This is a genomic window from Alloprevotella rava (genome assembly GCF_014195585.1).
GTDB lineage: Bacteria > Bacteroidota > Bacteroidia > Bacteroidales > Bacteroidaceae > Alloprevotella > Alloprevotella rava.
Genome location: NZ_JACICA010000013.1, coordinates 1 through 26,258 on the forward strand (window position 1 = coordinate 1; position 26,258 = coordinate 26,258).

Annotated in this window: 20 protein-coding genes and 3 pseudogenes; 6 read left to right on the top strand and 17 right to left on the bottom strand. The window is 40.1% G+C overall.

Annotated features, from left to right (window positions below; all coding sequences use genetic code 11):
* The 4 genes and pseudogenes from FHS60_RS09005 to FHS60_RS09020 all read left to right on the top strand — a co-directional run.
* Nucleotides 1–206 (top strand): annotated as a pseudogene (locus FHS60_RS09005) (transposase); the annotation flags it as partial.
* A gap of 317 nt (nucleotides 207–523) precedes the next feature.
* Complete coding sequence (locus FHS60_RS09010; protein WP_183697798.1) at nucleotides 524–2,191, top strand: glycogen/starch synthase; 1,668 nt, start codon at nucleotides 524–526, stop codon at nucleotides 2,189–2,191.
* Nucleotides 2,192–2,206: 15 nt separating this feature from the next.
* The gene (glgP, locus tag FHS60_RS09015) at nucleotides 2,207–4,837 is read left to right on the top strand and encodes an alpha-glucan family phosphorylase (RefSeq protein ID WP_183697800.1); all 2,631 of its coding nucleotides are present in this window, start codon (nucleotides 2,207–2,209) and stop codon (nucleotides 4,835–4,837) included.
* A gap of 90 nt (nucleotides 4,838–4,927) precedes the next feature.
* A complete protein-coding gene (locus FHS60_RS09020; RefSeq protein ID WP_183697802.1) occupies nucleotides 4,928–6,259 on the top strand; it encodes a DEAD/DEAH box helicase in 1,332 nt (443 codons plus the stop codon).
* A 60-nt stretch (nucleotides 6,260–6,319) separates the two neighbouring features.
* On the opposite strand, the gene FHS60_RS09025 is transcribed toward FHS60_RS09020, so the two are convergent.
* From FHS60_RS09025 to FHS60_RS09075, 11 genes are all read right to left on the bottom strand, one after another.
* Nucleotides 6,320–6,841, bottom strand: a complete 522-nt coding sequence (locus tag FHS60_RS09025; RefSeq protein WP_183697804.1) for a phosphatase PAP2 family protein — start codon at nucleotides 6,839–6,841, stop codon at nucleotides 6,320–6,322.
* A complete protein-coding gene (locus FHS60_RS09030) occupies nucleotides 6,838–8,115 on the bottom strand; it encodes a glycoside hydrolase 5 family protein (protein ID WP_183697806.1) in 1,278 nt (425 codons plus the stop codon). The genes FHS60_RS09025 and FHS60_RS09030 overlap by 4 nt, the downstream gene beginning before the upstream one ends.
* Before the next feature lie 3 nt (nucleotides 8,116–8,118).
* On the bottom strand, nucleotides 8,119–10,851 hold the full coding sequence (metH, locus tag FHS60_RS09035; protein WP_183697808.1) for a methionine synthase: 2,733 nt from the start codon (nucleotides 10,849–10,851) through the stop codon (nucleotides 8,119–8,121).
* On the bottom strand, nucleotides 10,841–11,323 hold the full coding sequence (gene smpB / locus FHS60_RS09040; RefSeq protein ID WP_009346569.1) for an SsrA-binding protein SmpB: 483 nt from the start codon (nucleotides 11,321–11,323) through the stop codon (nucleotides 10,841–10,843). The genes metH and smpB overlap by 11 nt, the downstream gene beginning before the upstream one ends.
* Nucleotides 11,324–11,327: 4 nt before the next feature.
* Nucleotides 11,328–11,834 carry a DMP19 family protein gene (locus FHS60_RS09045; RefSeq protein WP_183697810.1) on the bottom strand — a complete coding sequence of 169 codons (507 nt, stop codon included), beginning with the start codon at nucleotides 11,832–11,834 and terminating at the stop codon, nucleotides 11,328–11,330.
* Between the two features lie 247 nt (nucleotides 11,835–12,081).
* Nucleotides 12,082–12,984: a glycosyltransferase family 2 protein gene (locus FHS60_RS09050; protein ID WP_183697812.1), complete on the bottom strand. Its 903-nt coding sequence runs from the start codon at nucleotides 12,982–12,984 to the stop codon at nucleotides 12,082–12,084.
* The gene (locus FHS60_RS09055; protein WP_183697814.1) at nucleotides 12,971–13,771 is read right to left on the bottom strand and encodes a glycosyltransferase family 2 protein; all 801 of its coding nucleotides are present in this window, start codon (nucleotides 13,769–13,771) and stop codon (nucleotides 12,971–12,973) included. The genes FHS60_RS09050 and FHS60_RS09055 overlap by 14 nt, the downstream gene beginning before the upstream one ends.
* A 14-nt stretch (nucleotides 13,772–13,785) precedes the next feature.
* A complete protein-coding gene (locus FHS60_RS09060; protein ID WP_183697816.1) occupies nucleotides 13,786–14,592 on the bottom strand; it encodes a glycosyltransferase family A protein in 807 nt (268 codons plus the stop codon).
* Nucleotides 14,593–14,602: 10 nt separating this feature from the next.
* Nucleotides 14,603–15,709, bottom strand: a complete 1,107-nt coding sequence (locus FHS60_RS09065; RefSeq protein WP_183697818.1) for a DegT/DnrJ/EryC1/StrS family aminotransferase — start codon at nucleotides 15,707–15,709, stop codon at nucleotides 14,603–14,605.
* A complete protein-coding gene (locus FHS60_RS09070) occupies nucleotides 15,702–16,661 on the bottom strand; it encodes a GNAT family N-acetyltransferase (protein WP_183697820.1) in 960 nt (319 codons plus the stop codon). Before FHS60_RS09070 ends, FHS60_RS09065 begins: the two co-directional genes overlap by 8 nt.
* A gap of 2 nt (nucleotides 16,662–16,663) precedes the next feature.
* Nucleotides 16,664–17,086 (bottom strand): sugar 3,4-ketoisomerase, encoded by a 423-nt coding sequence (locus FHS60_RS09075; RefSeq protein ID WP_009346562.1) that lies wholly within the window; start codon nucleotides 17,084–17,086, stop codon nucleotides 16,664–16,666.
* Between the two features lie 196 nt (nucleotides 17,087–17,282).
* Here FHS60_RS09075 and FHS60_RS10545 point away from each other — a divergent pair.
* A pseudogene (locus FHS60_RS10545) lies at nucleotides 17,283–17,694 on the top strand (transposase); the annotation flags it as partial.
* Nucleotides 17,695–17,751: 57 nt separating this feature from the next.
* Here FHS60_RS10545 and FHS60_RS09085 read toward each other — a convergent pair.
* Nucleotides 17,752–18,282 (bottom strand): transposase, encoded by a 531-nt coding sequence (locus FHS60_RS09085; RefSeq protein ID WP_183697822.1) that lies wholly within the window; start codon nucleotides 18,280–18,282, stop codon nucleotides 17,752–17,754.
* Nucleotides 18,283–18,285: 3 nt separating this feature from the next.
* Between FHS60_RS09085 and FHS60_RS09090 the strand changes: the two are divergent.
* A pseudogene (locus FHS60_RS09090) lies at nucleotides 18,286–18,948 on the top strand (transposase); the annotation flags it as partial.
* A gap of 102 nt (nucleotides 18,949–19,050) precedes the next feature.
* Here the strand turns inward: FHS60_RS09090 and gdhA are convergent.
* The 5 genes from gdhA to FHS60_RS09115 form a co-directional block, all read right to left on the bottom strand.
* Complete coding sequence (gene gdhA, locus FHS60_RS09095) at nucleotides 19,051–20,388, bottom strand: NADP-specific glutamate dehydrogenase (RefSeq protein ID WP_183697824.1); 1,338 nt, start codon at nucleotides 20,386–20,388, stop codon at nucleotides 19,051–19,053.
* A 732-nt stretch (nucleotides 20,389–21,120) separates the two neighbouring features.
* Nucleotides 21,121–22,056, bottom strand: coding sequence for an IS982 family transposase (locus tag FHS60_RS09100; RefSeq protein WP_183697827.1), 936 nt, complete (start codon nucleotides 22,054–22,056; stop codon nucleotides 21,121–21,123).
* 253 nt (nucleotides 22,057–22,309) lie between these two features.
* Nucleotides 22,310–25,033: a pyruvate, phosphate dikinase gene (gene ppdK / locus FHS60_RS09105; protein ID WP_244957481.1), complete on the bottom strand. Its 2,724-nt coding sequence runs from the start codon at nucleotides 25,031–25,033 to the stop codon at nucleotides 22,310–22,312.
* Nucleotides 25,034–25,504: 471 nt separating this feature from the next.
* Nucleotides 25,505–25,909 carry a translation initiation factor gene (locus tag FHS60_RS09110; protein WP_244957482.1) on the bottom strand — a complete coding sequence of 135 codons (405 nt, stop codon included), beginning with the start codon at nucleotides 25,907–25,909 and terminating at the stop codon, nucleotides 25,505–25,507.
* Between the two features lies 1 nt (nucleotide 25,910).
* Entirely contained in the window at nucleotides 25,911–26,210 is a 300-nt protein-coding gene (locus FHS60_RS09115) for a glutaredoxin-related protein (protein ID WP_183697831.1), read from the bottom strand.
* Between the last annotated feature and the right edge of the window lie 48 nt (nucleotides 26,211–26,258).

The following is a 26,258-nucleotide window of genomic DNA, read 5'->3' on the forward strand; positions in this document are numbered from 1 at the left end:
GAGAATGCACAGGGATAACCTTTATCGATTCCACACGTATTCCAGTGTGCGAAAACAAGAGACAATCCCGAAATCGCGTATTCAAAGGGTATGCCCAGAAGGGAAAAAGTACGATGGGATGGTATTATGGCTTCAAACTTCATCTTTTGTGTAATGAACGAGGAGAACTACTCAATTTTGCTCTAACCCGAGCCAATGTAGACGACCGTAACCCAAAAGTATTCAACGATTTGACGAAGGATTTATTATTTTCTTATAAAAAAAGCTGTCTATTCATTATCTTTGTGGTTGCCCAACTTCATTAGAAATGAACGACAGCTTATTATATCAGGTATATGGTGTTAAGAACTACTCATATGCTCGTACTAAGTACAAAGGTAAAGCCATTTTCCTTCACCTTAAAACAATCTCTCCTAAAAGAATAAAAAATAAAACAAATTAAAATTATTGCACTATAAACTAAATACTTTTTCAAAACAAGAACTCAATAAAAAAGACTATCTTTGCACCCAAAATACAAAAAATGATAGGTAAGCAACTCAAGCCTAACTTTATTTTCGAGGCAAGTTGGGAAGTCTGTAATAAAGTCGGAGGCATTTATACTGTCTTGTCATCGAGAGCACAGACACTACTTAAAGAATATGGTAATAAGCTTATATTCTTAGGTCCAGATGTATGGCAAGGAAAAAACAATCCTGATTTTATAGAAGATAAAAAACTCTTAAAGAACTGGCGTGAAGCCGCAGCAAAGGAAGGTGTAAATGTTAGGATAGGGCGTTGGCAAGTTGAAGGCAAGCCCATTGCCGTTCTAGTAGATTTCCAACCTTTTTTCGAGCAACGCAATTCTATATATAGAACAGTATGGCAGAATTTTGGAGTTCAAAGTGACAAAGCCTATGGCGATTACGATGAAGCCTCTATGTTCTCTTATGCTGCAGCACGTTTTGTAGAGATTATATACCTCTCACTTATCCACAAAAATAAGAAAGTTGTTTATCAAGCTCATGAGTGGATGGCTGGTTTGGGTATGCTACATTTGTGCAAGGCTGCTCCAAGTATTGCCACTATTTTTACGACCCATGCCACAAGCATTGGCCGTTCTATTACGAGCAATAATAAGCAGCTCTATAAATACTTCCATGGTTACAATGGCGATCAAATGGCCGAAGAACTCCATATGGATGCAAAACATAGTGTGGAGAAGCAAAGTGCCCATTTTGCTGATTGTTTCACTACTGTTTCAACGTTTACCGACAAAGAATGTGCCCAACTGCTTGAGAAGTCAGCAGATGTGATTCTGCCCAATGGCTTCGACAATACCATCGTTCCGAAAGGTTCTGCATTCACCGCAAAGCGCAAAGCAGCTCGAAAGAATTTGCTGAGAGTTGCGTCTGCTCTACTGGGTGAAGAACTCTTTGATAGTACCATGATTGTTTCAACAAGTGGCCGCAATGATTTCCGTTGCAAAGGATTTGATGTATTCCTTCAAGCTATGGCTAATCTCAACAGCGAATTACAGCGCCAATCTACTGAAAATTGTAAAACCAGTGTTTTGGCCTTGATAGAAGTACCTTGTTGGATGAAAGAGCCACGCAAAGACCTGCAACAACGATTGGCAGAAAAGGAAATTCCAAATACAGCATTACCCAATCCGTATCTGACGCACGAACTCTACAATGAGGGAGAGGATGCCATTCTCAATACAATGCGCTCGCTCTCCTTGATGAACGACAGAAACAACCCTGTAAAAGTCATCCTCCTTCCGTGTTATCTCGATGGAGAAGATGGTATCATCAATAAGCCTTATTATGAGGTTCTACTGGCAAATGACCTCTGTATCTACCCAAGCTATTATGAACCTTGGGGATATACACCGCTCGAGGCTTGTGCTTTCAAGATACCATGTATTACAACGGATTTAAGTGGCTTTGGCCAATGGGTGGATGCTACTCTGAAGCACAGAGGAATGATCGAAAATGGCGTAGAAGTGTTACACCGAAATGATGACAACTATTTTGATGTGGCACAAAATATCTGCAATACAACGATAAAAGTTCTGAATGCAAATAAAACTATTCGCAATAAGATGCGCAAGAATGCTGCTGCACTGGCCGACAAAGCGCAGTGGAACAACTTTATTAAGTATTACTACCAAGCATATAATTTTGCATTGAGCAAAAAATTAAAATAATAACCAAAATAATTTATGAAAGTCAAAGTAAGCAACGCTAACCAGCCGAACTGGGAGGTTTTTAATGTTCAGAGCCATATCCCTGCTGAATTACGACAGCTTGACGAATTGGCACACAACCTGTGGTGGACTTGGAATCCTGAAGGTATTGAGTTATTCCGCAGCATTGACCATGATTTGTTTGATCACAAATGCGATCAAAACCCTATTGATATGCTCCAACGCATGAGCTATGACCGCTTGACGGAACTTAGCAAAGATAAGGAACTTGTTGATCGTGTTAATAAGGTATATAAGAATTTCCGCAAGTACATGGACGTAAAACCTAATGAGAAGCGTCCTAGTGTAGCATACTTCTGCATGGAATATGGTCTGTTCCATATTCTCAAAATTTACTCTGGCGGTCTTGGAGTTTTAGCTGGTGACTATTTGAAAGAAGCTAGTGATTCAAATGTTAACCTCTGTGCTGTAGGTTTCTTATATCGTTATGGCTATTTCACCCAGAATCTGTCTATGGATGGCCAGCAAATTGCAAACTACGAGGCACAAGAATTTGATAAACTCCCAATTGAGCGAGTTCTTGATGAGACTGGTAATCAACTTGTTGTTGATGTTCCTTTCCCCAACTATCTCGTTCATGCTGCAATTTGGAAGGTAAATGTAGGTCGTATTTCTCTCTACCTCCTCGATACTGATATTCCTTCAAACAGCGAATATGATAGAAATATCACCCATGCACTTTATGGCGGTGATTGGGAAAATCGTATCAAGCAGGAATATTTGCTCGGTATTGGTGGTATGCTTGTTTTGAAGAAGCTGGGCATCAAGAAAGACATCTACCACTGCAACGAAGGTCACGCTGCTTTCTGCAACGTTGAACGCCTCGTTGATTATGTTGGTCAAGGTCTTTCTTTCGGTGAAGCTTTAGAGTTGGTACGTGCTTCCTCTCTATATACCGTTCACACTCCTGTTCCTGCTGGTCACGACTATTTCGATGAAGCTTTGTTCGGTAAGTACATGGGGTGGGTTCCTGAAAAATTAGGAATCACTTGGGATGACTTTATCGGTCTTGGCCGTACGAATCCAGACGATCACGGAGAACGCTTCTGTATGTCTACATTCCTCTGCAACACCTGCCAGGAAGTTAATGGCGTTAGCTGGTTGCATGGCCGTGTAAGTCAGCAGATGTTCAAAAATATCTGGAAGGGATATATGCCCGAAGAAGAGCGCGTAGAACACGATTTTCGCACACACGATGAGTGGTATAATATCTACAACTCACACCCAGAAGAAAGTCATGTAGGATATGTTACTAATGGTGTACACTATCCCACATGGAGCGCAAAGGAATGGAAATCTGTTTACAATAGGTACTTCGATAAGAATTTTTTGGAAGATGAATCGAATGAAAAGATCTGGGAAAAGATTTACGAAGTGCCCGATGAGGAAATTTGGAAGACACGCTTGGCGCTAAAGAATAAACTTATCAAGTATATCCGCGAACGTTTCCGCGAAAACTGGTTGAAGAATCATGGTGATCCAAGCCGCGTGGTAAGTCTACTTGATAAGATCAATCCCAATGCACTACTCATTGGATTTGCTCGTCGATTTGCTACTTACAAGCGTGCACACTTGCTCTTTAGCGACCTCGATCGCTTAGCAAAGATTGTAAATAATCCTGACTACCCAGTACAATTTATTTTTGCTGGAAAAGCGCACCCTGCAGATGGGGCAGGCCAAGGTCTGATCAAGCGTATCTACGAAATTTCTCAGCGTCCAGAATTTATTGGCAAGATTCTGTTTCTTGACAATTACGATATGCATCTTGCACGTCGCTTGGTGAGCGGTGTTGATATTTGGATGAATACACCAACACGTCCTCTCGAAGCTTCTGGTACTTCAGGAGAAAAAGCACTTATGAATGGCGTGATCAATCTCTCTGTTCTTGATGGCTGGTGGTATGAAGGTTATCGTGAAGGTGCAGGTTGGGCACTAACAGACCGCCGTACTTATGAGAATCAAGAATATCAAGATAAGTTGGACGCATCAACGATCTATTCATTGCTCGAACAAGAAATTATACCTCTTTACTATGCTCGTAACCGTAAAGGTTACAGCGAGAATTGGGTGCGTACGGTGAAAAATAGCATTGCTCAAATTGCTCCTCACTATACAATGAAACGCCAATTAGATGATTACTATGATCGTTTCTATACTCCTCAGGCAAGCCGCTTCAAGGCTCTATCAGCAGACAACAACAAGCTTGCAAAAGAAATTGTAGCTTGGAAGGAACTTGTAGCAGAACGTTGGGACAGCATTCAAGTTGTTAAGAAAGAAGCCACGAATGACAACAATGGTCTTCACATCAATGGTGAACAATTCGAATCACGTGTGACCATAGACGCACAAGGACTTGACGACGCAATTGGTATAGAAATGGTTGTCGTTGGTACTGCTGAAGGACAAGATCACTTATTGCGCGTTATCCCGATGAACGTAGTAGGGCATGAAGGTAATCTTTATACCTTCGAACTCAAGAACGAAATTGACATTGCTGGTAGCTTCAAGATTGCTTACCGTATGTTCCCGAAAAATTCGTTATTGCCTCATCGTCAGGACTTCTGCTATGTACGTTGGTTTAACTAATCATAAATAAGCTACAGCTACATTACTACACGGATTTCCTTAAAAGAAATCCGTGTAATTTCTTTATTCTCACTCTTTTTTATGGACACAATGGAACACAATATTATACTGACCAATCTTGGCTTTGATGCTCTTACGGAGATGCAGGAAAAAGCTTATCAAACAATTAAGAGTGGAAAAAATACTACTCTACTTTCTCCAACAGGTACAGGTAAAACTCTTGCCTATCTTTTGCCAATTGTAGAAAAAATCAAGGCCGATCAGAACGTATTGCAAGTGGCTATAATTCTTCCTTCGCGAGAACTTGCTTTACAATCTAATGAAGTTTTTCAGCGAATGAAGCTGAAAGGAGTCAGAAGCCTCTGTCTCTATGGTGGTCGCCCTACAATGGATGAGCATAGGCAGATTCGAGAAATAAAACCTCTGCTAGTCTTTGCCACGCCTGGACGTCTGCTAGATCACATAGAGAAGGACAATATCTTTACAGGAGCTGCCCACACTCTTATTATTGACGAATTTGATAAATGCTTAGAGCTAGGCTTTCAAGATGATATGGATAAAATTATTAGAAAGCTACCGCATATTAAACAGCGCATTTTCACTTCTGCTACAAATATAGAAGAGATGCCAGACTTTGCATTCCCAGAGAAAAAGACGAAAAATTCAGTTACGTTAGATTATTTGTCCACAGTAGAAAACTCTGATGAAAAAAGTAAGCTATATGTTGTAAAAAGTCCGCTGAGGGACAAGTTAGAAACATTAGGACGCCTCTTAAGTTCTTTTAGAGGGGAACCATCAATTGTGTTTGTAGCGCATCGTGAGAGTGTAGCCCGCATTCTTTCATACTTAAAAGAAAACAAATTCTCCTGTGTAGATTATCACGGAGGGCAAGAGCAAGAGGTTAGAGAGCGTAATCTCTACAGATTTCGTGCTGGAAGTGTAAATATCTTAGTTGCAACTGATTTAGCTGCTAGAGGTTTAGATCTTCCAGAAGTACGCCATGTTGTACAGTATCATTTGACTAACAAGGAAGAAGAGTTTATTCATCGCTCAGGCCGAACAGCTCGATGGGATAATACAGGAAGTAACTATTTGTTGGTTGGTCCCGAAGAAAATATTCCAGACTATATAAAGGAATATAAGAGTTTAGATATTTCAGATTCTCCCATAAAAGCACATGCTCCTTTATGGCGTTCACTCTATATAGGTCGAGGAAAGAAGGATAAACTTTCTAAGGGTGATATCTTAGGATTTCTTTGCAAAAAAGGTGGCTTAAAATCAGCTGAAATAGGAAGAATTGATATTACGTCACATCAGTCCTATGTAGCTATAAAACGAAATAAAGTCAGCCAGCTTTTGCAAATGATTTCTGGAGAGAAAATCAAAGGAGTAAAAACTCTTATTGAACCGATGAAACACTAAGCGTATAAACTCCACTTTGTATATGAGGAAAGGAAATTAGTCCTAAGGAATAGAAAGTCCTTAGAAGGTAGCAGTGATAACTACTCCTTTGTGAGCAGGTACTATTGTTATATTTGCATTCTTAAGAGGCTTTGTAAAAGCATAACTTGCACCAATGCCAATTGCCGCCCCAGCAGCAACATCCCACCAGTCATGCTTTTCTGCATTAACTCTTCCCCAGGCCACATAACTCGAAACGAAAAAAGCAGGAAGCCCCCATTTCCATCCATAACGCCGCTGTACATATTCTGCACCAGTAAAGGCAATGAGTGTATGAGTAGAGGGGAAAGCATGTTTCCCTGTATGGTCGGGGCGCACTTTCTTTACTGAAAGCTCTAAAGCATAGTTTGTAACAATAGCTGTGCCTGTAGAAAACGCTAATTGCTTAAGCCCCACATAATCTTTCTTAATCAAGGCTGTTGTTATACCTGCAGCAATAGGAGTCGAGAAAAGGAAATCCGTAGATTTCCTTACTCGACTCTTAGTTTGTGACATTAATGCTACAGGAAAAACCAGCAATAATAGTGTTATTATTACTCTCATTTGCGCAGTGCCTCTACTGCAGCTTTAATTAAATCCGTAGTAGTTGTGTCAGAATCATACACAGAATACCATCCTTGTGGCTCGTGTGGAGGATCGCAAAGGAAGTCATCGCCTGCTTTCCAACGGTTTCCGTTTAAGCGTCCTTTACCGCCCCATCCCCAGAAATTGCAACCTACAATATTTCCATTATTTTCTTTGCTCTGTATAATTTGTTGGAAAATGAAATTGTAGAAATTATCACGGGCAGATACAGTTGCTTCTGCAGAATATAAGGCATGATCGCGTGGATATCCAAACTCTTCGATAACAATAGGTTTTGCCGCCTTATCTGCAATACGAGAGTTGCGAGCAATATAGTCTTTTGCCTTCAAATAAACATTCGGAAGTGCTTCCGTTAAGCGATCGTTAGAAGTCCAATTCCAGTTCTTTGGCCAAATGTGTATTGTCATGTAATCCACATTCTTATCCATTACAGAGCGTTCACATATTCCCTCATCGTTTTCACACCCTACAATACCTTCACTTCCTAAAGATACGAGATGATTCTTGTCCAATGATTTAATCAGTTTCGTTGTCTTCGCCAAGAACTGTACCATATTGTCGCATTCCTTGCTGGAGAAAGGGCGTGGCTCATTAGCAATCTGCCAAGCCATAATGGTAGGATCTTCTGTGTACTTGCGACCTGTATATTTATTCGTACGAGCAATTACGGTCTTTACATAATCAAAGAAAAGCTTCTGAGCTTTTGCATCACTATTCATATTCGCAGCATAGTTGCAGTAAGCTTCAAATCCACCAGGACCTTCTGCAGAAGGAGAATCACCATGGCCTGTCTCACGCAAGTAGAATCCATAACCGCCACTCCAATCCCAAGAATTTGTGAGATAGAGTACGGCAACCATATTACGCTTTGCCATTTCAGCAAGTAAATAGTCGAGGCCATCAAAGAGAGCATCGTCATATACTCCTGGCGCTGACTGAAGAACAGGGCTAACAGAATTTGCAAATTTACTACCCTTTTCTGCACCTACGAGAATGCGGAGGTTATCTACACCCATAGAGCGCAGCGAATCCAACTCATAAACTAAACGCTCACGGTTGCCACCTTCTCCCTTAGAGCCAAGGATTGGTCCATACCAGAAATTAGCACCGACATAGAAGTAGGGAGCTCCATCCTTCATCAGCCTGTTTCCTTCAACAGTGATGTACTTTCCCGCAACTGCATGAACACAGCAGGATAAAATCACAAAGAGTGATGTTAGTAATCGTTTCATAAGTTATTTATTAAAAAGATTGAGTTTGTCAGATTTAGCAGTTTTAAAATCAACATCTTGCGTAGTTTTTATATTATGTTTATCACGCAGGATTTCTTGCTGCTTATAGTTTTCAGCAATATAGTTGTCCGCAGTAGCTGGATTCGACAACTTTGACATAGCTATAACCATTTGTGACGCATCCTTTACCCATATCACAGGGCCATCATAATTAGGAGCAATTTTCAAGGCTGTGTGTAAGCGACTTGTTGTAGCACCGCCCAAAAGAACTGGGATTTCTATACCTCGTTCTTTCATCATTACCACCGTTTTTGTCATTTCGTCCAAACTAGGAGTAATAAGGCCACTTAGACCAACAACATCAGCTTCTATTTCAAGGGCTTTTTCCGCAATGTCTTCAGGGGCAACCATCACTCCCAGATCTTCAATGGCGTAATTATTACATGAGAGTACAGCCCCTACGATATTCTTTCCAATATCATGGACATCTCCTTTCACCGTGGCCATCAATACTTTTCCTGCACTATTTCCGTCTTTTTTCTCAGCCTCAATATGGGGCTGCAGAATACTAACAGCTTTCTTCATCGTACGTGCAGTTTTAACTACTTGTGGAAGAAACATTTTCCCTGCTCCAAAAAGATCTCCAACTTCATTCATGCCGTCCATTAAAGGGCCTTCAATAATATCAACAGCATGGGCATATTTCCCAAGAGCTTCTGATAGATCTTCTTCCAAATTACTATCGATTCCTTTTCGCAACGAATAAGAAAGCCGTTTATCTAAAGGGAAATCTCTCCACTCTTCTGTTTTCTGACTATGCTCAACTTTATTTTTCTGTTGATCTGTCATTTGCTGTGCAAGGCTTATCAGTTCTTCCGACGCATCACGCGTATTGAGAATAACGGACTCTATGACTTCGAGCAAGTCTTTAGGAATATCAGAATATGTAATTGTAGAAGAGGGATTTACAATACCCATATCCAATCCATTCTGGATAGCATGATAGAGGAATACTGTGTGCATAGCCTCACGCAAGTAGTTATTACCTCGAAAAGAGAAGGATAAATTACTGATACCACCACTGACGTGCGCACCTGGCAGATTTTCGCGAATCCAAGCTACAGCGCGAATAAAATCAAAGCCGTAAGAATCATGCTCAGAAATACCTGTACAGATACTTAGGACATTAGGATCAAAGATTATATCATTGGGGTTAAAGTGTAGCTTCTGTGTAAGAAGATTATAGGCACGTTTGCATATTTCAATCTTGCGTTCGAAACTTGTTGCCTGCCCCGTCTCATCAAAGGCCATTACTACAACAGCTGCCCCATACTTTTGTATATCACGTGCATGAGAGAGAAAAGTTTCTTCTCCTTCTTTCAGAGAAATACTATTGACAATGGATTTTCCCTGTACACATTTGAGGGCTGCAAGTATAACGTCCCATTTCGAAGAGTCGATCATGAAAGGTACACGCGCTACATCTGGCTCGGAAGCAAGAAGATTTAGGAAATGCACCATTTCTTCTTTTGTTTCTAATAGGCCGTCATCGAAATTTATATCAATAACCTGAGCTCCATCTTCCACTTGTTTGCGAGCTATGCCAATGGCTTCGTCATAATTCTTTTCTGAAACCAGTCGCAAGAACTTGCGTGAACCTGCCACATTACAGCGTTCTCCGATATTTGTAAAATTTCGTTCTGGACGAACTTCACAAGATTCCAAACCAGAGAGCCACAGACAAGTGGGAGCGGCTACAGGCTGGTGTGGAGTACGACCTTTCAGTAATTTAGAGTACTCTGCAATAAACTTGTCAGTAGTTCCACAACATCCGCCTACGATATTTATCAGATTTTCATCAAGAAATTCTGCAATTTCCGAAGCCATATGCTCTGGAGTCTCATCGTATTCTCCCAAAGAGTTTGGCAATCCAGCATTGGGGTACACAGATATGTAGTAGGGGGCTTTTGCCGCGAGATTTTCAAGAAATGGCTTCATGTCCTTTGCACCAAAAGAACAGTTCAACCCCACAGAGAATATCGGCATTGTACTGAATGATGCCAAGAAAGCTTCGAGTGTCTGCCCCGAAAGGGTGCGTCCACCTTTATCCGCAACTGTAACGCTGAGCATGATAGGAACTTCTCTTCCCACCGTACTCATAGCTGCTTGTGCAGCAACCACCGCCGCCTTCGCATTTAAAGTGTCAAAAACTGTTTCAATAAGAATGGCATCTACACCTCCTTCAAGTAGAGCCTCTATTTGTTCTTGATAAGCTGCGGCCAATTCATCGAACTGTAAAGCTCGAAGAGCTGGATCGTTAACGTCTGGACTTAAAGAGCAAGTCTTATTGGTTGGGCCAACAGAACCAGTAACGAAACGAGGCTTTTCTGGTGTTGAAAATTTATCAGCACATGTACGTGCCAATTGTGCTGCAACAAAATTTATTTCCTTTACCAACGATTCACAATGATAGTCGGCCAAGGATATACTTTGACTATTAAACGTACACGTCTCGATGATGTCTGCACCAGCCTCAAGATAACGCGTGTGGATTTCTCGTATCACGTCGGGACGACTGAGCACCAATAAATCATTATTACCACGCTGCTGTCCAGGCAAGTATTCAAATCGTTTTCCACGAAAGTCCATTTCGGACAATCCGTATTTTTGAATCATGGTACCTAAAGCACCATCTAAAATAAGTATTCTATCTTTTACAGCTTCTTTAAGTCCCATATCTATGTCCCTTTAAAACTCTATCCATTTCCCTACGTCCTTCCTTTTCTTTCAAAGTTTCGCGTTTGTCGTATTCCTTCTTACCTCGGCAAAGGCCAACAACTAATTTAGCACGACCATTATCGTCGATAAAAAGACGTAAGGGGACAATAGTTTGTCCAGGGGATTTTGTTTCATCTGCTAAATGTCTGATTTCTTTCTTATTGAGAAGCAACTTTCGGTCGCGACGTATTTCGTGACGATTAAAAGAGCCAAAACTATATTCTGCAACATACATATTCTTGACCCAAATTTCATTGTTACTAATGAAGCAAAACGAATCTACAAGGCCAGCTTTTCCTGCACGGATACTCTTAATTTCTGTGCCAGTTAAGACAATTCCCGCAGTGTATTGGTCTATGATAAAATAATCGTGTTCTGCTCGCTTATTTTTTATATTTATCCTTGATGGAACAATCTTTTTTCCTGCCATTTCTTTATTTTATGATAGTAACAAAGTTTGCGAGGTGTTCGTCTACGTAATGAGCCACTCCATCAACATAGGATTCTTCATTTTCTACAAATTCGTCATCTAAGTCATCATATTGTGGAAATTGCTCAAAAAGGGCCATAAACTCTTCATCACTACACTCGCGTGTGAGTTCTTCTGCATCTTGTTCAAAAAGTTTTCGGCCTTTGTATACCAACTTGGAAAGATCGTGAAGTCCCCAAAGCCGCAATGCCTTAGCAAAAGGATTGAGAAAGACAAAAGGACCATATCCATTGTGAATCAACTGTACAAAACCACCATCCATGACTTCTTCGTGCAAAATCTTAAAGCCATAGAGGGTTATCTGTTCTGCATTTAGTTGCATCATTGTCTCTGCAGTAAGTTCATTATTCACTGAAGCGCAAATGGCATCCATCACCACTGCGAGAAATTCATCTGAGCCTTTGCCAGCTGCTTCACGCAAAGCTGCATCTGTAACTATTACCTCATTCATCTTAGTGCAAATATACAAATTTAGGATGAATGCAAAATTATTACTATCTTATTTCAGCAATAATACATACTTTTCCTAGTTAGTTTGCAATTCGTTAATACATTATATATGAAAGATATAGGTCAATAACAAAGATGATTAAAATACAATACTTGGATTTGAAAATATCCTTATTGTATCAGCTGACGCAATAAGGATATTTCAAAACGCAATAAGGATATTTTTAGGGCCAAAATATACTAGCTATTTATGACCAAAAAGTACGATAAAACTTCCAAGCTCCTCTGCTTATCAACCTTAAATAGAAGTAGAAAAAAAATAAGGAGGGATACAGTTTTAGGTTGCGAGTTATGATGATACGATTTTGCTGTTTCTCTCCAGCTTTTTCTAACTCGCGGGAAATAATCAACTCCTTAGCAGCAAGGGCTCTTTTTTCTGAATCGGTCAAGGAAAGTGAAGCAACAGCTAATAGAGCTGGTTGAAGTAGGGGATAAGTAGTAGCAAGCGAAGGACCTGTTAAACTATCTGGATGCTGATATATACGATGATATACCTTCTTTAACCAAGTTATTTTCAGTCCTTTCTTGAGCAAACGTACACCCAGTTCCCAATCATTCCATTTGGGTAGCTTTTCATTCCATTCTCCTGCACTAATTAAGGCCGATTTTCGAATAAGCATACTTTGAGTAGAAAGCATACCAGTTAAAATTTGATCGCGTACACTATCAGAAAAACTGGTATATCTCACTTTCTCTTCGCCTGTAGGGAAAATCATTCGTGTAGGAGCAGCTACAATATCATTATCATAGAGATGGGGGAATGCTTCATCTAGGAAATCAGCAGAAATTTCGTCGTCGTCATCAAAGAAATAAACAAAATCTCCATGAGCTGCATGAAGTCCGCAATTTCGAGCTTTACAAGCTCCAACAATAGGCTCAGTAAGAAGCATTATAACCACTTTATCCTCTGCTATATTTTGAAGAAAGTGCTCTACAAACTGCCGAGAATTGTCCTCTGAAGCATTATCAACGAAGATTAGTTCTATCGGTCGATATTTGATGCGACGAAAGGAGGCTAAGGTTCGTTGGATGTATTTTTCTCGGTTTCTGAAAGGAATGATTATCGATATTAGCGGATTAGAGATGCCCATATTGTATATAATGGATACCTTGAATCATATCTTCAAAAAACTTCATGCGCTGTTGCAGTGGGAGCTCGTCGTATTGCATGGCTTTTTTGAGACACCGTAAGCGGGCACTCCATGGGCCGTAAATGATGCAAAGAACAGCACCTTTAGATCGTCGAACAGCTGCGTTTATTAAGAAATGTTTCCCTGTTGTGTCCGAATTTGTTTCAACAACAACTTCAGGTAAAAATATGATTTTTAATCCTTTCTTATATGCTGTTTCAAGAAAAACTTCCTCTTCTCCACAAGCCAAATATTGAGAGCCAAGCCCAAAACGTTCGTCAAAAGATGGCAGATTTAGGCTCCTACGGAATGCTATTTCGCAAGAACTAAAGAAAGTTCCTTTTGGACGTTTTGCATAAATAAAAGGTTGTTCAGCATACTGCTTTATCTCTTTACCTTCTGCATCCACGGCTTTGAAGCATATCATATCTGCTTTGGGATATGTTCTAAATTTCTGGACGATATTTTGTAGATTCTCTGCTTTATATTTTGTATCGTCATCAGAAAGTAGAAGAATATCACCTTGAGCATTCTTGAGAGCATTGTTACGATTGGTTGCTAAACCGCGACCTTCAAGCGTAATAACACGAACATCTGGGCGATTGAGATCTTCAGGTAAGTCAATATTGACAGTACCTGTTTGTTGCCACGACACTAAATAGCGAACATTCTCTACTTGGGGCAATAATATGTTTGGCACACGACGCACACCTTCGTTTATCGTGCATATTAATAATTCTAAAATCATAAAAATCTTTCCTTTTATTCAGTTTTTCGCATATAAGCAATTCCTTCTAGCAAGTGCCGGAAGAATGGATTGAAATGGCACATACGCTTTCTTGCAGAACACCAAGCAAATTGCAAACTTTTAAGCCATGCTTTGCGCCCGTATTTATAGTAAAGTATCGCGCCATAACTACGTTGAACTCCCGCATCTACATATATCATAGACTTCTTGAGAAGAGTAGAAGTTTCCACAATTTTAAAGGGAAAATACTTCATCTTGAAACCTGCCTTTACAGCATCTTCCATCCAGATTTCTTCTTCGCCACATGTAAGAAACTTTGTGCCTAAACCAAAGCGTTCATCAAAGCGTATTTTGCCTTGTACAGCTTCTCGGCGGCAAACCATCTCAATAGCAGAAATGATATAATCTTTAGGCATTGCAGTGAGCATTTGCTCATTCTCAGGATAAGATTTGAGCAACTTTCCTGTGTAAGTGCTTGCCCTAAAAAAAGCTATATCCAATTCTGTTTCTTGCTTGAATGTTTCAAAGATTGTATCAAAAGTCTCTTCTGTAAAGTGTGTATCATCGTCGGCATACATAAAAAGTTCTGCCGTTGATTTTTCCATCGCCAAATTTCTATTTGCCGACAACCCTTGTCCGTTATATTTATATAATGTAACATCTTCTCGTTGGGAAAGGGACTCTGGTATTAAGTCTAGGTAACGTTCGTCTGTATACTGGTAAGAAACAATATAATGAACATCAGAGCGAGGAGGAAGCATAACTTCATCAACGCGAACTATACCCTTATTGAGGGAACAAATAAGTACATCTATGGACATGGTTAGAACTTTATTTATCGTTGTAGTTATTTATCACTTGTGAAATATACATTGCTTCGTCATCGGTCAAAACAGGACTTATGGGGAGACTAACTTCTCGAGCCGCAATGTATTCAGTCTCTTTGAATGTCAAAGAGTTATATGATGAAAATGATTTCTGTTTGTGAACAGGTATGGGATAATGGCACAAAGTTTCTATTCCTTTTTCTTTGAGATAGATTTGAAACTTCTCTTTTTTATCTACCAAAATAGGGAAGATGTGAAAAACACTATCTTTGGCAGCATATTGAGGTAAGACTACAAATGGATTCTTGATATTTGTCTTATATATATGTGCTATATGGCGACGCTGTTTGTTATCGTCATCAAGCTTTTTTAATTTGAGCAAAAGAACAGCTGCTTGTATCTCATCTAAGCGACTATTGACTCCCTGAATGACATGATTATATTTTTCTTTCGCCCCATAATTGGCATACATTCTTACGCGTTCTGCCAAACAAGAATTATTAGTAACCACAGCTCCACCATCACCTAAAGCACCTAAGTTTTTACCTGGATAAAAGCTGAATGCTGCAGCATCACCTTCCGACCCAACTCTCTTTCCCGAGAAATATCGTCCTCCATGAGCTTGAGCAGCATCTTCAATAATTCGCAAATTATAAGCTGCTGATATTTTTCTCAAATCTTCAATATTACAGGTCTTTCCATACAGATGGACGGGTAGAATAGCTCGGGTTTTCTTAGTAACTTTTGAAGAAACTAATTCAGGAGTAAGTGTGTAGTGAAAAGAAGAGACATCAGAGAAAACAGGAGTAAGATTTACACGAACAATAGCTTGTGCACTAGCAACAAAAGTCATGGCAGGGACAATAACTTCTGCTCCATCTTTCCAATGGTAAAGATCTTTCATCGACTGCAAAATCAACGTCAAGGCATCTAAACCATTTCCTACGCCAATGCAATGCTGAACTCCGATATAGTTAGCAAAAGCATCTTCAAAAGCTGATAGTTTTTTTCCATTCAAGTACCAGCCAGAGTTTACGACCTCTTCTACAACAGAAGATAATTCTGGCTGAAATTCTTGTGATATTTTCTGTATGTCTAAGAAGCTAATCATTTAGGTTTATCTCATATTTGTCGTAACAAATTCCTCTGCCACCAAAGCCTTCTTTCTGAAAAAGTAGACCTTCATTTAGGTAGTGCCCATCTTGTTCCGTAGAAATTCCAAAATCAACATACTTGAAACCTTCTTTTTGAGAATTCTGAATCAAGTGATAGAAAAGAAAATCAAGAGCTCCTTTATTACGGCCCTCTTCTGAAACTGCAATATATTGAATATGATTGACATTTTTTGTCTTATATTGAACACAGCCTGCGATAATACTATCTGATTTCAGAACAATAGCCAACTGTATATTTTGCGGAAAATGTTGTGCAAGCAATAGTATTTCTTCCAATGAATGTACAGGTAATGTGTTATGATAGGAAAGAAGAACTTTCCCTAGAATAGCCCAAAATCCAGAATAATGGGATAGGGGAGCATTGAGTATTACCTCTAAAGCTGATTGCTGCGCTCTTTTAACTTTCCGCATTCGTAACTTGCTAAAAGAAAGAGGACTCCTCAAATCAACTACAGAAGACAAGCCACATGATAGTAGTTTTGCTCCAGAACGGAAAAGCCAATACTTCTCCTCCTCGCAGGGATAATTATGATAGATGTATGGAATTGTTTTAAGATGCAGTAAATCAGCACCTAGCTGCTTATAATATCTTCGAATCTCTTTCCAAACTTTTCCAATATCCACAGCTGTAGCTTCATGAGAGAGAAGGAGAGAACCATAGGTCAAACCTCCATGAGATACTACAAGCTTTTCAGAATCAACATAATTTGCAGGAAATAAAGCAATAGGAGTATTTTTTGCATTCCTAACAATCAGAGAACAATCGGAGAAACGATCTTTATGATAATCCATATAATCACGTAGAAATAAGAAAGTTCCATTTTTAGAACCTTCTACAAGTTGATCCCAAAGATCTTTATCTGTAGATTTATATGGACTAATCTTCATTTTTATTTAATAAGCTCTGAAAAAGAATCCCAATCGTTAATATAACCTGTTTCATCGTACGCTTCTGAAGCAAAGCAGATGCAGACGCAATCAGAACTGAATTTTTCTAATTTGCACCAAACAAACGGGCGAATAAGTAAGCCTTTATTCGGGCTGTTCAAATTATATTCTTTAGTGCCATTTTTATCCGTTAAAATAACAGAAAGTGAACCTTTTACAGTTACTAAAACTTCAGAACACGTTCTATGAGCATGCAAACCACGAACTTGTCCTTCTGGTACATTATAAATCCAAAATACTCGTTGAACCTTAAACGGCAAAACAGATTTTGCATTGTCAATAATCGCCAAATTTCCTCGACTATCAGCAATAGTTGGAATATATATATATTTGTGTTCGAAATTTTTGCAAAGATGGGTCGTCATATCATTTCGTTTCTATCGCAAATATACTAAAATCTATGATATATATTCAGTCCTCCCTAATAAAACCAGTACTAATGAAGATGCATTATTTTACTTATTGTTTAAATTAAACATAATTACAATTATAAACAGGGGGCTGTTGACAGAGGGATTTGAAAGAGAAAGAGAGATTTTGTTCAATTCTGAATTATATTGTATTGCAGAATACATTCTGCAATACAATATAATTCAGCAAGATACATTTTCCAAACAAGAGCGTGCTCTTTGGGTAAAGGATCACCCTGGTGAACAATGTAATGGTTTTCGGCCTCGTCGTTGGCGTGGTGCTGGTTGTAGTTTTGAGCTACGTATATTCCTCGCACGCGTACGGGCAACCTGTGAAGACATAGGATCTGTCTGTGAGCGCATCTATGGGCATCATTATAGTAAGCAGCAAGTTAGTTTCTTCTCACGGACAAGTAAAGACGAGATATATAAGTGGCTATCGCGCCAGCTTTCGCCCCGTTGATACTACTTTTTCCTCTACTCGCCGAAACGATAGTGTGTCTCAAGAGGCTTATTACACGATGTTGGGGCTGCTTCCCGATGGCACTCGAGAGGTTCTTTGTGGTAATGTCCGAAAAAGTGTGTAAGATTCTCCTCGTCCTTGCCCTGATGCTGATATTTCATTGCCATTTTACCTGATTTTCCACTTCCGAAAATATGGCAGCCGTCTTGCATATGTCCCTTCTGTTTTCTCCTTGGCAACAGCCCCCAAGAAATAAACCACCAAGGCGGGAGAAGGCATCGCCCCACGCATGAGCAAAGTGCGCTTTGTAGCTTCTATTCAATCGTTCCACCCAGTTGGTAGAATAAATCATTCGGCGCACACTGTCGGAGAACCTCATATAGGTAAAATAGGCCGCGTTGCGCTCATTGCCCAAACGGGCAAGGCTCGGGTACTTTTTGCCCCAACGCTGCGCAAAGGTACGCAATTTCTCATAGGCCGCAAGAGGCGTCATGTCGGTATGCTCTATGGGAAAGAGTTCTTTGAGTTCCTCCCAGACCTCGGCTTTGTCTTTTAAGGAAGCGGTGTTCAACACCTTCCGTTTGAAATGCACGACGCAAAGTTGGTGCAGTGCCGTGGGAAAAGCCGAACATACCGCATTTTCGATGCCGCTCAAAACATCGGACACAATCAAGTCGATTTGTTGCACACCACGTTCCTTGGGGGCTTGCAGCTCCTAGGACAGTATCTTCTTTGTGTGGTGAATCATCCTACAGGAGGGGCTTTGAATTGGAAGTTGGAATTGAACGGCCTTAAGGAACGCGGTGTAGAGCAGATCGATTTGATTATTTCAGATGCCTTGCAAGGCATAGAGCGCGCCATTTGTTCGGCATTCCCTCAAGCAGCTCATCAATTGTGCGTGGTTCACTTCAAGCGTCACGTACTAAATCAAGTTTCAAAGAAGGACAAAGTGATACTAAAGCAGAAGCTAGAAGAATTATTCCCGATTCAAGAAAAAGGCTTTACGCCGTTCAAAGCTTTTGAAAATTTATGTACATTTGCCGCTCGTTGGGGGAAGCATTATAGGAGTTTATCCTCCCTCGCCGCCCCTCGCAATATCCCCAATTTCACCTATCTAAGATTTCCAGAGAGTGTTCGGGGTATGATTTATTCGACCAACGGGGTAGAACGTCTCAATCGTAGCTATAAACGAACATTGCGCCTACGAGGAGCTCTACCTTCTGCAGAGGCCGTAATCTTTCTCTTGGGCTCTGTTGCAAAAGAGATGACCGAAACAACCTATGCGAGGAGAAACAAACTTACACACTTTTGGGAATATTACCCTACGTTCTTAGTTCAAAGACTGCATATATAGGTGCGCATAAATCTTGATAGTCTTAGAAAAAAATAAGAGCCAAGCTCGTAGCCTGGCTCTTCCCTTTTTAGTCATTGCTTCTAGAGAGGAAACAATTATATGTTACAGAATTCCTTGTGCAATAATGGCACGGGCAACTTTCATGAAACCTGCTATGTTTGCACCGCGAACATAGTTGATATAACCATCTTCTTGTTTACCATACTGTAAGCATTGAGCATGTACATCTGTCATAATTTGGTTAAGATGCTTGTCAACTTCTTCTGCTGTCCAATATAAATGCATCGCATTCTGAGTCATTTCTAGACCAGAAGTAGCTACACCACCAGAGTTAACAGCCTTACCAGGTGCAAATGGAGTTTTCTTTTCGATGAAGTAATCGATAGCTTCTGTAGTACAGCCCATATTGCTAACCTCTGCAACGCATTTTACACCATTTGCGACCAAATGCTTTGCATCATTTTCATTCAACTCATTTTGAGTAGCGCATGGCATAGCGATATCAACCTTTACTTCCCAAGGCTTCTTACCTGCAATGAACTTTGCGTTGGGATATTTCTGAGCGTAAGGAGCAACAATGTCATTACCACTAGCACGAAGCTCGAGCATATACTCAATTTTCTCGCCACTAATGCCGTCTGGATCGTAAACATATCCGTCTGGTCCACTAATAGTTACAACCTTAGCACCAAGCTCTGTTGCTTTCTTAGCTGCCCCCCAAGCTACATTTCCGAAACCACTGATAGCGACAGTTTTGTCTTTCACTTCCATACTATAATCTGCCAACATTTGCTTCAAGAAATAGCAAGCACCATATCCAGTTGCTTCTGGACGAAGGATAGATCCGCCAAATTCTTGACCTTTCCCAGTGAAAGTTCCAGTATGTTCATGCGTAAGTTTCTTGTACATTCCAAACATATAGCCAACCTCACGACCACCTACACCAATATCACCAGCAGGAACATCCATATCTGGACCTAGAATTTTATGGGCTTCCAGCATGAAGCTTTGGCAGAAGCGCATAATCTCTGAATCAGATTTTCCACGTGGTGAGAAATCTGCTCCACCTTTAGCACCGCCCATAGGTAATGTTGTCAGTGCATTTTTGAAGGTTTGCTCAAAGCCCAAGAACTTCAAGATAGAAAGATTAACGGAAGGATGGAAACGTATCCCACCCTTGTATGGACCAATGGCATTATTGAACTGAACGCGATAGCCTAAGTTTACATGCACCTCGCCCGAATCATCGGTCCAAGGCACGCGGAAAGTCAGGATTCTGTCAGGTTCTACCAAGCGCTCGATAAGTTTCACGCGCTCAAACTCAGGATGCTGATTGTAAACATCTTCAATAGAAAGTAATACTTCCTTTACTGCCTGGAGATATTCTTTTTCTCCAGGATGCTTAGCCTCTAGGGCTTGCATAATTACCTCGGTTTTCATAATTATAAAAGTGGTTAATGATTAGAGTTAATAACTTTCTTTTAAATACTATGATTTTGCAAATGTAAAGGAGAAATCCGATAATTCAAAATTTTTAAGTAGAAAAATCAGGGCTTATTTAATTATCGCAGATATTAACTTGAAAAATGTCAGATTCATCTATTTTATCCCATTTTCTAAATCCTTGCTAAATGCCGAGTAATCTTACTTTGATCATTACGTTTGTATACCTTCTAGCTGTTTGCATTATTAGCGGAGTGTTGTGTGGACTTGCTTTTGGGGGAAGCCTTTGTTTTTTTATTTTACTCATTCCCATATTTATAAAAGTATTTTGCTTTATCATGCAAAGATGCTTAAGGTAAAACTTTATATTTATTATAATAGCTACTCTTTCTTTTACGCTTTCTCGATTTACTATAGAACTTCAGTTTTGGATGCTTGCCCTACAATTTTTGTCTAAGGAAAAGACTTCTAAACAGCTATAAGTAAAAGTATAATTAGAAAAAATCTTACAAGTCGCATTGGTAACATTTAGATATTTTTTCTTTAATTATTTCATCGGGAGCATAGAAAAGAGAAATAGCTTTCGGTCTTCAGGAAAAAAGGTGAGAAAATTTTTCATGACCCCAATTCGGTTTAAGAAACGCTTTTTCATGAGTTTGTTAAACCGCACACGCATCCTTTCGGCCTTGACCTAAAACCGAAGTATAATTGTTTCACGCAAATTATAGGTTAGAATAAAGTAAGCTGTTTTACACCCTGCTTTGCATCCCTCTCAAACTCCATATTGATGGAAGGTTTGGTGTCGTAGAAAGCATAAGCAGTCATTCCTGCTAAAAGGTTTACGATGAAATTAGCGATACTTCTGTGGCGTGTGTGAACTATCTGTGCAACGTTCTTCAACATATCATTGATAGTCTCTATGATACTTCTTTTGCGAAGCATGATTTTATCATGCACATCCATTAATCTGTTCTTCATATTAGTCCGTATTCCTGTTACGATGTGCACACCTCGATCAAAGAGTAAAGCAAAAAGTGATTGAGAAATATACCCTTTATCGGCATATAATTTTCCAAATAAATCCTTCGTCAAATCGTTGAATACTTTTGGGTTACGGTCGTCTACATTGGCTCGGGTTAGAGCAAAATTGAGTAGTTCTCCTCGTTCATTACACAAAAGATGAAGTTTGAATCCATAGTACCATCCCATCGTACTTTTTCCCTTCTGGGCGTACCCTTTGAATACGCGATTACGGGATTGTCTCTTGTTTTCGCACACTGGAATACGTGTAGAATCGATAAAGGTTATCCCTGTGCATTCTCTCATTAATCCCAGTTTGAGAAAGAGCAAGAGAGGGATTGCAACACGAGGCATACGCTCAACAAAGCGTGTATAAGAGAGTAGATCGGGAAACTCTTTTTTTAGTTCTCGGCAAACATAGAAGAGATAGAAATGTTTGAAATTCCGAAATGTATTGCTGTGAAACAATATAAGAATTGTGATCATTTCAGCATCACTCATTCGTCCTTTTCTCTTGCGATGTTTTGGACTATTGGCAGAGGGATTTGAGAGCGAAAGAGAGGTTTTATTCAATTCTAAATTATATTCTTTGCAGAAATCATCTGCAATACAATAAATTTCCGTAACTTTGCTGACAAGTTTCATGAGGATTGTTATTTTGTTATATGATTGATAATCAATAGTAAATATACAAAAAACAATCCTCTTTTTAGGTTTTTATTAAAACTTTTTTTGAGGAAAAAGAAGTACTGCTTATCCCGAATTGGGGTTCATGGTTTCAATTACTGACTATTTCTTAATAAACAGCTCTTGGCCCATAGACATATAAAAAGAATTATGGATAAGCTCCTGTTGAAAGTTCTTACCCATAATTCTTTAATTATAATTTCACCTTCGATTATTCCTCTACAGCAGCCTGCGCCGCAGCGAGACGTGCAATAGGTACGCGGAATGGAGAACAGCTCACATAGTTAAGACCAGCCTTGTGGCAGAACTTGACAGAACTTGGTTCACCTCCGTGCTCACCGCAAATACCACATTTCAGTTCGGGACGAACAGAGCGCCCCTTTTCTACTGCCATGTTGATAAGCTGACCTACCCCCTTCTGGTCGAGAACCTGGAATGGATCAACCTTCAAGATCTTTTTCTCCAAGTAAACAGGTAAGAAGCTTGCAATATCATCACGGCTATAACCAAAGGTCATCTGCGTCAAGTCATTTGTTCCAAAAGAGAAGTACTCTGCGTGCGTAGCTATTTTATCAGCAGTAAGGGCTGCACGAGGAATCTCAATCATAGTGCCAACCTTGAACGTAATCTCAAGACCTTGTTCTGCAAAAACTTTTGCAGCCTCTGCACGAATGACGCGTTCTTGGTTTTCAAATTCGTGAACATTACCAACTAGAGGAACCATGATTTCGGGATGAGGATCAAATCCTTCCTTCTTCAGTTCGCAAGCTGCCATAAGAATGGCACGCGTTTGCATTGCAGTGATTTCAGGAAATGTATTTCCCAAACGGCAACCACGATGGCCCAACATTGGGTTGTGCTCAGAGAGATTTTCAACGCGCTGCTTGATTGTTTCAACGCTAACGCCCATCTGGTCTGCCATTGTCTGCTGGCCGAGAGTATCATGAGGAACAAACTCATGGAGTGGTGGATCAAGCAAACGTACGTTTACGGGATATCCGTTCATCGCTCTGAACAAACCCTTAAAGTCCTCCTTCTGATAAGGCAACAACTTTGCCAAAGCACGTTCACGACCTTCTGCATCTTCTGCTAGGATCATTTCGCGCATAGCAATAATCTTCTCATTATCGAAAAACATATGCTCCGTACGGCAGAGACCGATACCTACTGCTCCAAACCGATTTGCTACTTCAGCATCGTGTGGAGTATCAGCATTGGTACGTACCTGAAGATGTGTGTATTTGCTGCATAAATCCATCAGAGCTGCAAAATCGTCGCTAAGTTCAGCTGCCTGTGTAGGAATCTCACCTTTGTAGACATGACCGTTTGTACCATTCAGAGATATATATTCACCTTCTTTCAGAATCTGGCCATCAATTTCGATGGTGCGTTTCTTATAGTCTACATTTACAGCACCTGCACCACTGACGCAGCACTTGCCCATACCGCGAGCAACCACTGCTGCATGGCTAGTCATACCTCCACGAGCAGTCAAGATACCTTCAGCTTCGGCCATACCAGCAAGATCCTCAGGACTTGTTTCAAGACGCACAAGAATTACCTTATGTCCATCATGATGCCACTTTTCTGCATCATCAGCAAAGAACACTATCTGACCGCAAGCAGCACCTGGACTTGCGGGAAGACCACGTGTAAGCTCTTTTGCTTGGTTCAATGCTTCTTTATTGAATACTGGGTGCAAAAGTTCGTCAAGTTTCAATGGCTCGCAACGCTTGATTGCTGTTTTCTCATCAATCTTACCTTCACGAAGCAGATCCATTGCAATTTTAACCATGGCTGCACCTGTGCGCTTACCATTACGTGTTTGGAGGAACCAAAGTTTGCCTTCCTGCACAGTGAACTCCATATCCTGCATGTCGCGGTAGTGTTCTTCCAGCTTAGTTTGCAGAGCATCCAACTCTTTGTACATATCGGGCATAGCCTCCTCCATAGAAGGATACTTTGTTGCACGCTCTTCTTCAGAAATACCTTGCAGCTCGGCCCAATGGCGGCTTCCTGCCAATGTAATCTGCTGTGGAGTACGAATACCAGCAACAACGTCTTCACCTTGTGCATTTACCAGCCATTCACCATTGAATACATTTTCACCTGTTGCAGCATTACGACTAAAGCAAACACCTGTAGCACTGGTCTCACCCATGTTACCAAAGACCATAGCCATTACGGTTACAGCCGTACCCCACTCTTGTGGAATTCCTTCCATCTTACGATAAAGGATAGCGCGCTCATTCATCCAGCTGTCGAAGACAGCACAGATGGCCCCCCATAATTGCTCTATCGGATCATCGGGAAACTGTTTGCCTGTACGTTTTAAGATGGCATCCTTAAAGAGTTTAACCAACTTCTTCAGATCTTCGGTCTCAAGTTCATTATCAGTGTTAACACCTTTTTGTTCCTTAACCTTCTCGATAATTTCTTCAAAAGGATCGATCTCTTCCTTTGAAGCAGGTTTCAATTCCATCACCACATCGCCATACATCTGAACGAAGCGACGATAAGCATCATAAGCAAAACGAGGATTACCAGTTTTCCTTGCTAAACCTTCAACAACAGTGTCATTAAGACCAAGGTTGAGGATTGTATCCATCATACCAGGCATTGATGCACGAGCACCAGAACGGACACTTAGCAAGAGAGGATTTTCTGCATCTCCAAACTTTTGATTTGTCAAGTTCTCAATATGCTTCAAAGAACGTTCCACTTCATCCTTGATGAGTGCTACGACCTTGTCATGTCCGATCTCGTAGTATTCGTTACATACGTCTGTTGTGATGGTGAACCCAGGAGGAACGGGGACTCCAATGAGGTTCATTTCAGCGAGGTTGGCACCTTTGCCACCTAATTCGTTACGCATATCAGCGCGGCCTTCTGCTTGACCGTTGCCAAATGTGTAAACTCTCTTTCCGTCCTTCATAGCCATTTTGAAGTTTTTTTAATTTATAATTTGAAAATAATAGGCAAAATTATATTTTTCTGCTCACTCTACAAAGCGTTTCACTAGTTTTGTGCGTGTGTTCTATTAGCATTTTCTAGTTTTAAACGTCATTATATCTCCTTTCGTTCTTTTTTCTGAAATTATGGCTTTCAGAGATGGAATTATCCGAAGAAATATAGAAAAAAATTATTCTTGTTTCTCAACGGAAAAGGTACAAAAGAGATATCAACTAAGTATCTAAAATCATTTTATACATCTTTTCTAAAATAAGTAAAATGTCTCTTAAATCCTCTCTTAGCGAAGCTTTTGTAAAGTGCTTTATCTATTGTAAATATCCTTATTGTGTAAAAAAACACAATAAGGATATCAGCTGACAGAATAAGGCTATCAGCTGACATCTTCATTGTATCTACTGCAACAAAAGTAGTTATAAATAGAGAATCTATATTATTATAGCTGAAAACCTTCCTTCTTTAGTATATTCAAAAGTTGCTGCCGATGGTCGCCTTGAATAATAATCTCTCCATTTTTAACACTCCCTCCTACTCCACATTTCTGCTTCAACAATTTGCAGAGTGCCTTTATGTCAGCATCAGTACCTACAAAACCTTTTACAATAGTAACAGTTTTGCCAGCACGCCCTGCTCGCTCCATACTCAAATGAAGTTTCTGTCGATGCTTCGGAATCGTTTCAGGTTCAGTCTCTTCACACACTGAATAGTCATAGTCTGGATTGGTGGAATAGACGACTCCTACACGTTTTTTGCGGACAACGTCTGACTTATTCTCGCTCTCGTCACTTTCACTTATTGCACCAAGAGCAGCTAAGGCACTTTTCCAATCTGTTTCTGCCATATCAACAACCGCTCCCATCAAGATTACACCGTGCTCCGATAGATTCCAGATCAGACTTTAGTCCCAAATCTTCAGGTGAAAAAGTTATTGTGCCATCGTCAAGCAAAAAACAAGGCACTCCCACTGCCTCTCGCTTTTTTACTTTGTCAAACGCAGGGAGCGAATCACGCAATTTTAGGAAATGCTTTAGATTGCGAATGTGTTTACCAATATCAATCAATTCAAAACGCGAATCATGCTTAACCTGCATCTCGATACTTTCACAATCAGGGCAGGTATTCATAACAAATACTTTTATCATATCAGGATTATTCTTCTATAGACAAAAATTATAAAACGAGAATAAGAG

Bases quoted from the DNA above. Each gene is read 5' to 3' on its own strand.
- FHS60_RS09100 (WP_183697827.1), bottom strand. From the start codon at position 22,056: ATGAAACTTGTCAGCAAAGTTACGGAAATTTATTGTATTGCAGATGAT.
- FHS60_RS09070 (WP_183697820.1), bottom strand. From the start codon at position 16,661: ATGAAGATTAGTCCATATAAATCTACAGATAAAGATCTTTGGGATCAA.
- glgP (WP_183697800.1), top strand. From the start codon at position 2,207: ATGAAAGTCAAAGTAAGCAACGCTAACCAGCCGAACTGGGAGGTTTTT.
- FHS60_RS09110 (WP_244957482.1), bottom strand. From the start codon at position 25,909: ATGGCAGAAACAGATTGGAAAAGTGCCTTAGCTGCTCTTGGTGCAATA.
- FHS60_RS09060 (WP_183697816.1), bottom strand. From the start codon at position 14,592: ATGTCCATAGATGTACTTATTTGTTCCCTCAATAAGGGTATAGTTCGC.
- FHS60_RS09115 (WP_183697831.1), bottom strand. From the start codon at position 26,210: ATGATAAAAGTATTTGTTATGAATACCTGCCCTGATTGTGAAAGTATC.
- FHS60_RS09075 (WP_009346562.1), bottom strand. From the start codon at position 17,086: ATGACGACCCATCTTTGCAAAAATTTCGAACACAAATATATATATATT.
- gdhA (WP_183697824.1), bottom strand. From the start codon at position 20,388: ATGAAAACCGAGGTAATTATGCAAGCCCTAGAGGCTAAGCATCCTGGA.
- FHS60_RS09050 (WP_183697812.1), bottom strand. From the start codon at position 12,984: ATGGGCATCTCTAATCCGCTAATATCGATAATCATTCCTTTCAGAAAC.
- FHS60_RS09045 (WP_183697810.1), bottom strand. From the start codon at position 11,834: ATGAATGAGGTAATAGTTACAGATGCAGCTTTGCGTGAAGCAGCTGGC.
- FHS60_RS09065 (WP_183697818.1), bottom strand. From the start codon at position 15,709: ATGATTAGCTTCTTAGACATACAGAAAATATCACAAGAATTTCAGCCA.
- metH (WP_183697808.1), bottom strand. From the start codon at position 10,851: ATGGGACTTAAAGAAGCTGTAAAAGATAGAATACTTATTTTAGATGGT.
- FHS60_RS09055 (WP_183697814.1), bottom strand. From the start codon at position 13,771: ATGATTTTAGAATTATTAATATGCACGATAAACGAAGGTGTGCGTCGT.
- FHS60_RS09020 (WP_183697802.1), top strand. From the start codon at position 4,928: ATGGAACACAATATTATACTGACCAATCTTGGCTTTGATGCTCTTACG.
- ppdK (WP_244957481.1), bottom strand. From the start codon at position 25,033: ATGAAGGACGGAAAGAGAGTTTACACATTTGGCAACGGTCAAGCAGAA.
- FHS60_RS09030 (WP_183697806.1), bottom strand. From the start codon at position 8,115: ATGAAACGATTACTAACATCACTCTTTGTGATTTTATCCTGCTGTGTT.
- FHS60_RS09010 (WP_183697798.1), top strand. From the start codon at position 524: ATGATAGGTAAGCAACTCAAGCCTAACTTTATTTTCGAGGCAAGTTGG.
- smpB (WP_009346569.1), bottom strand. From the start codon at position 11,323: ATGGCAGGAAAAAAGATTGTTCCATCAAGGATAAATATAAAAAATAAG.
- FHS60_RS09025 (WP_183697804.1), bottom strand. From the start codon at position 6,841: ATGAGAGTAATAATAACACTATTATTGCTGGTTTTTCCTGTAGCATTA.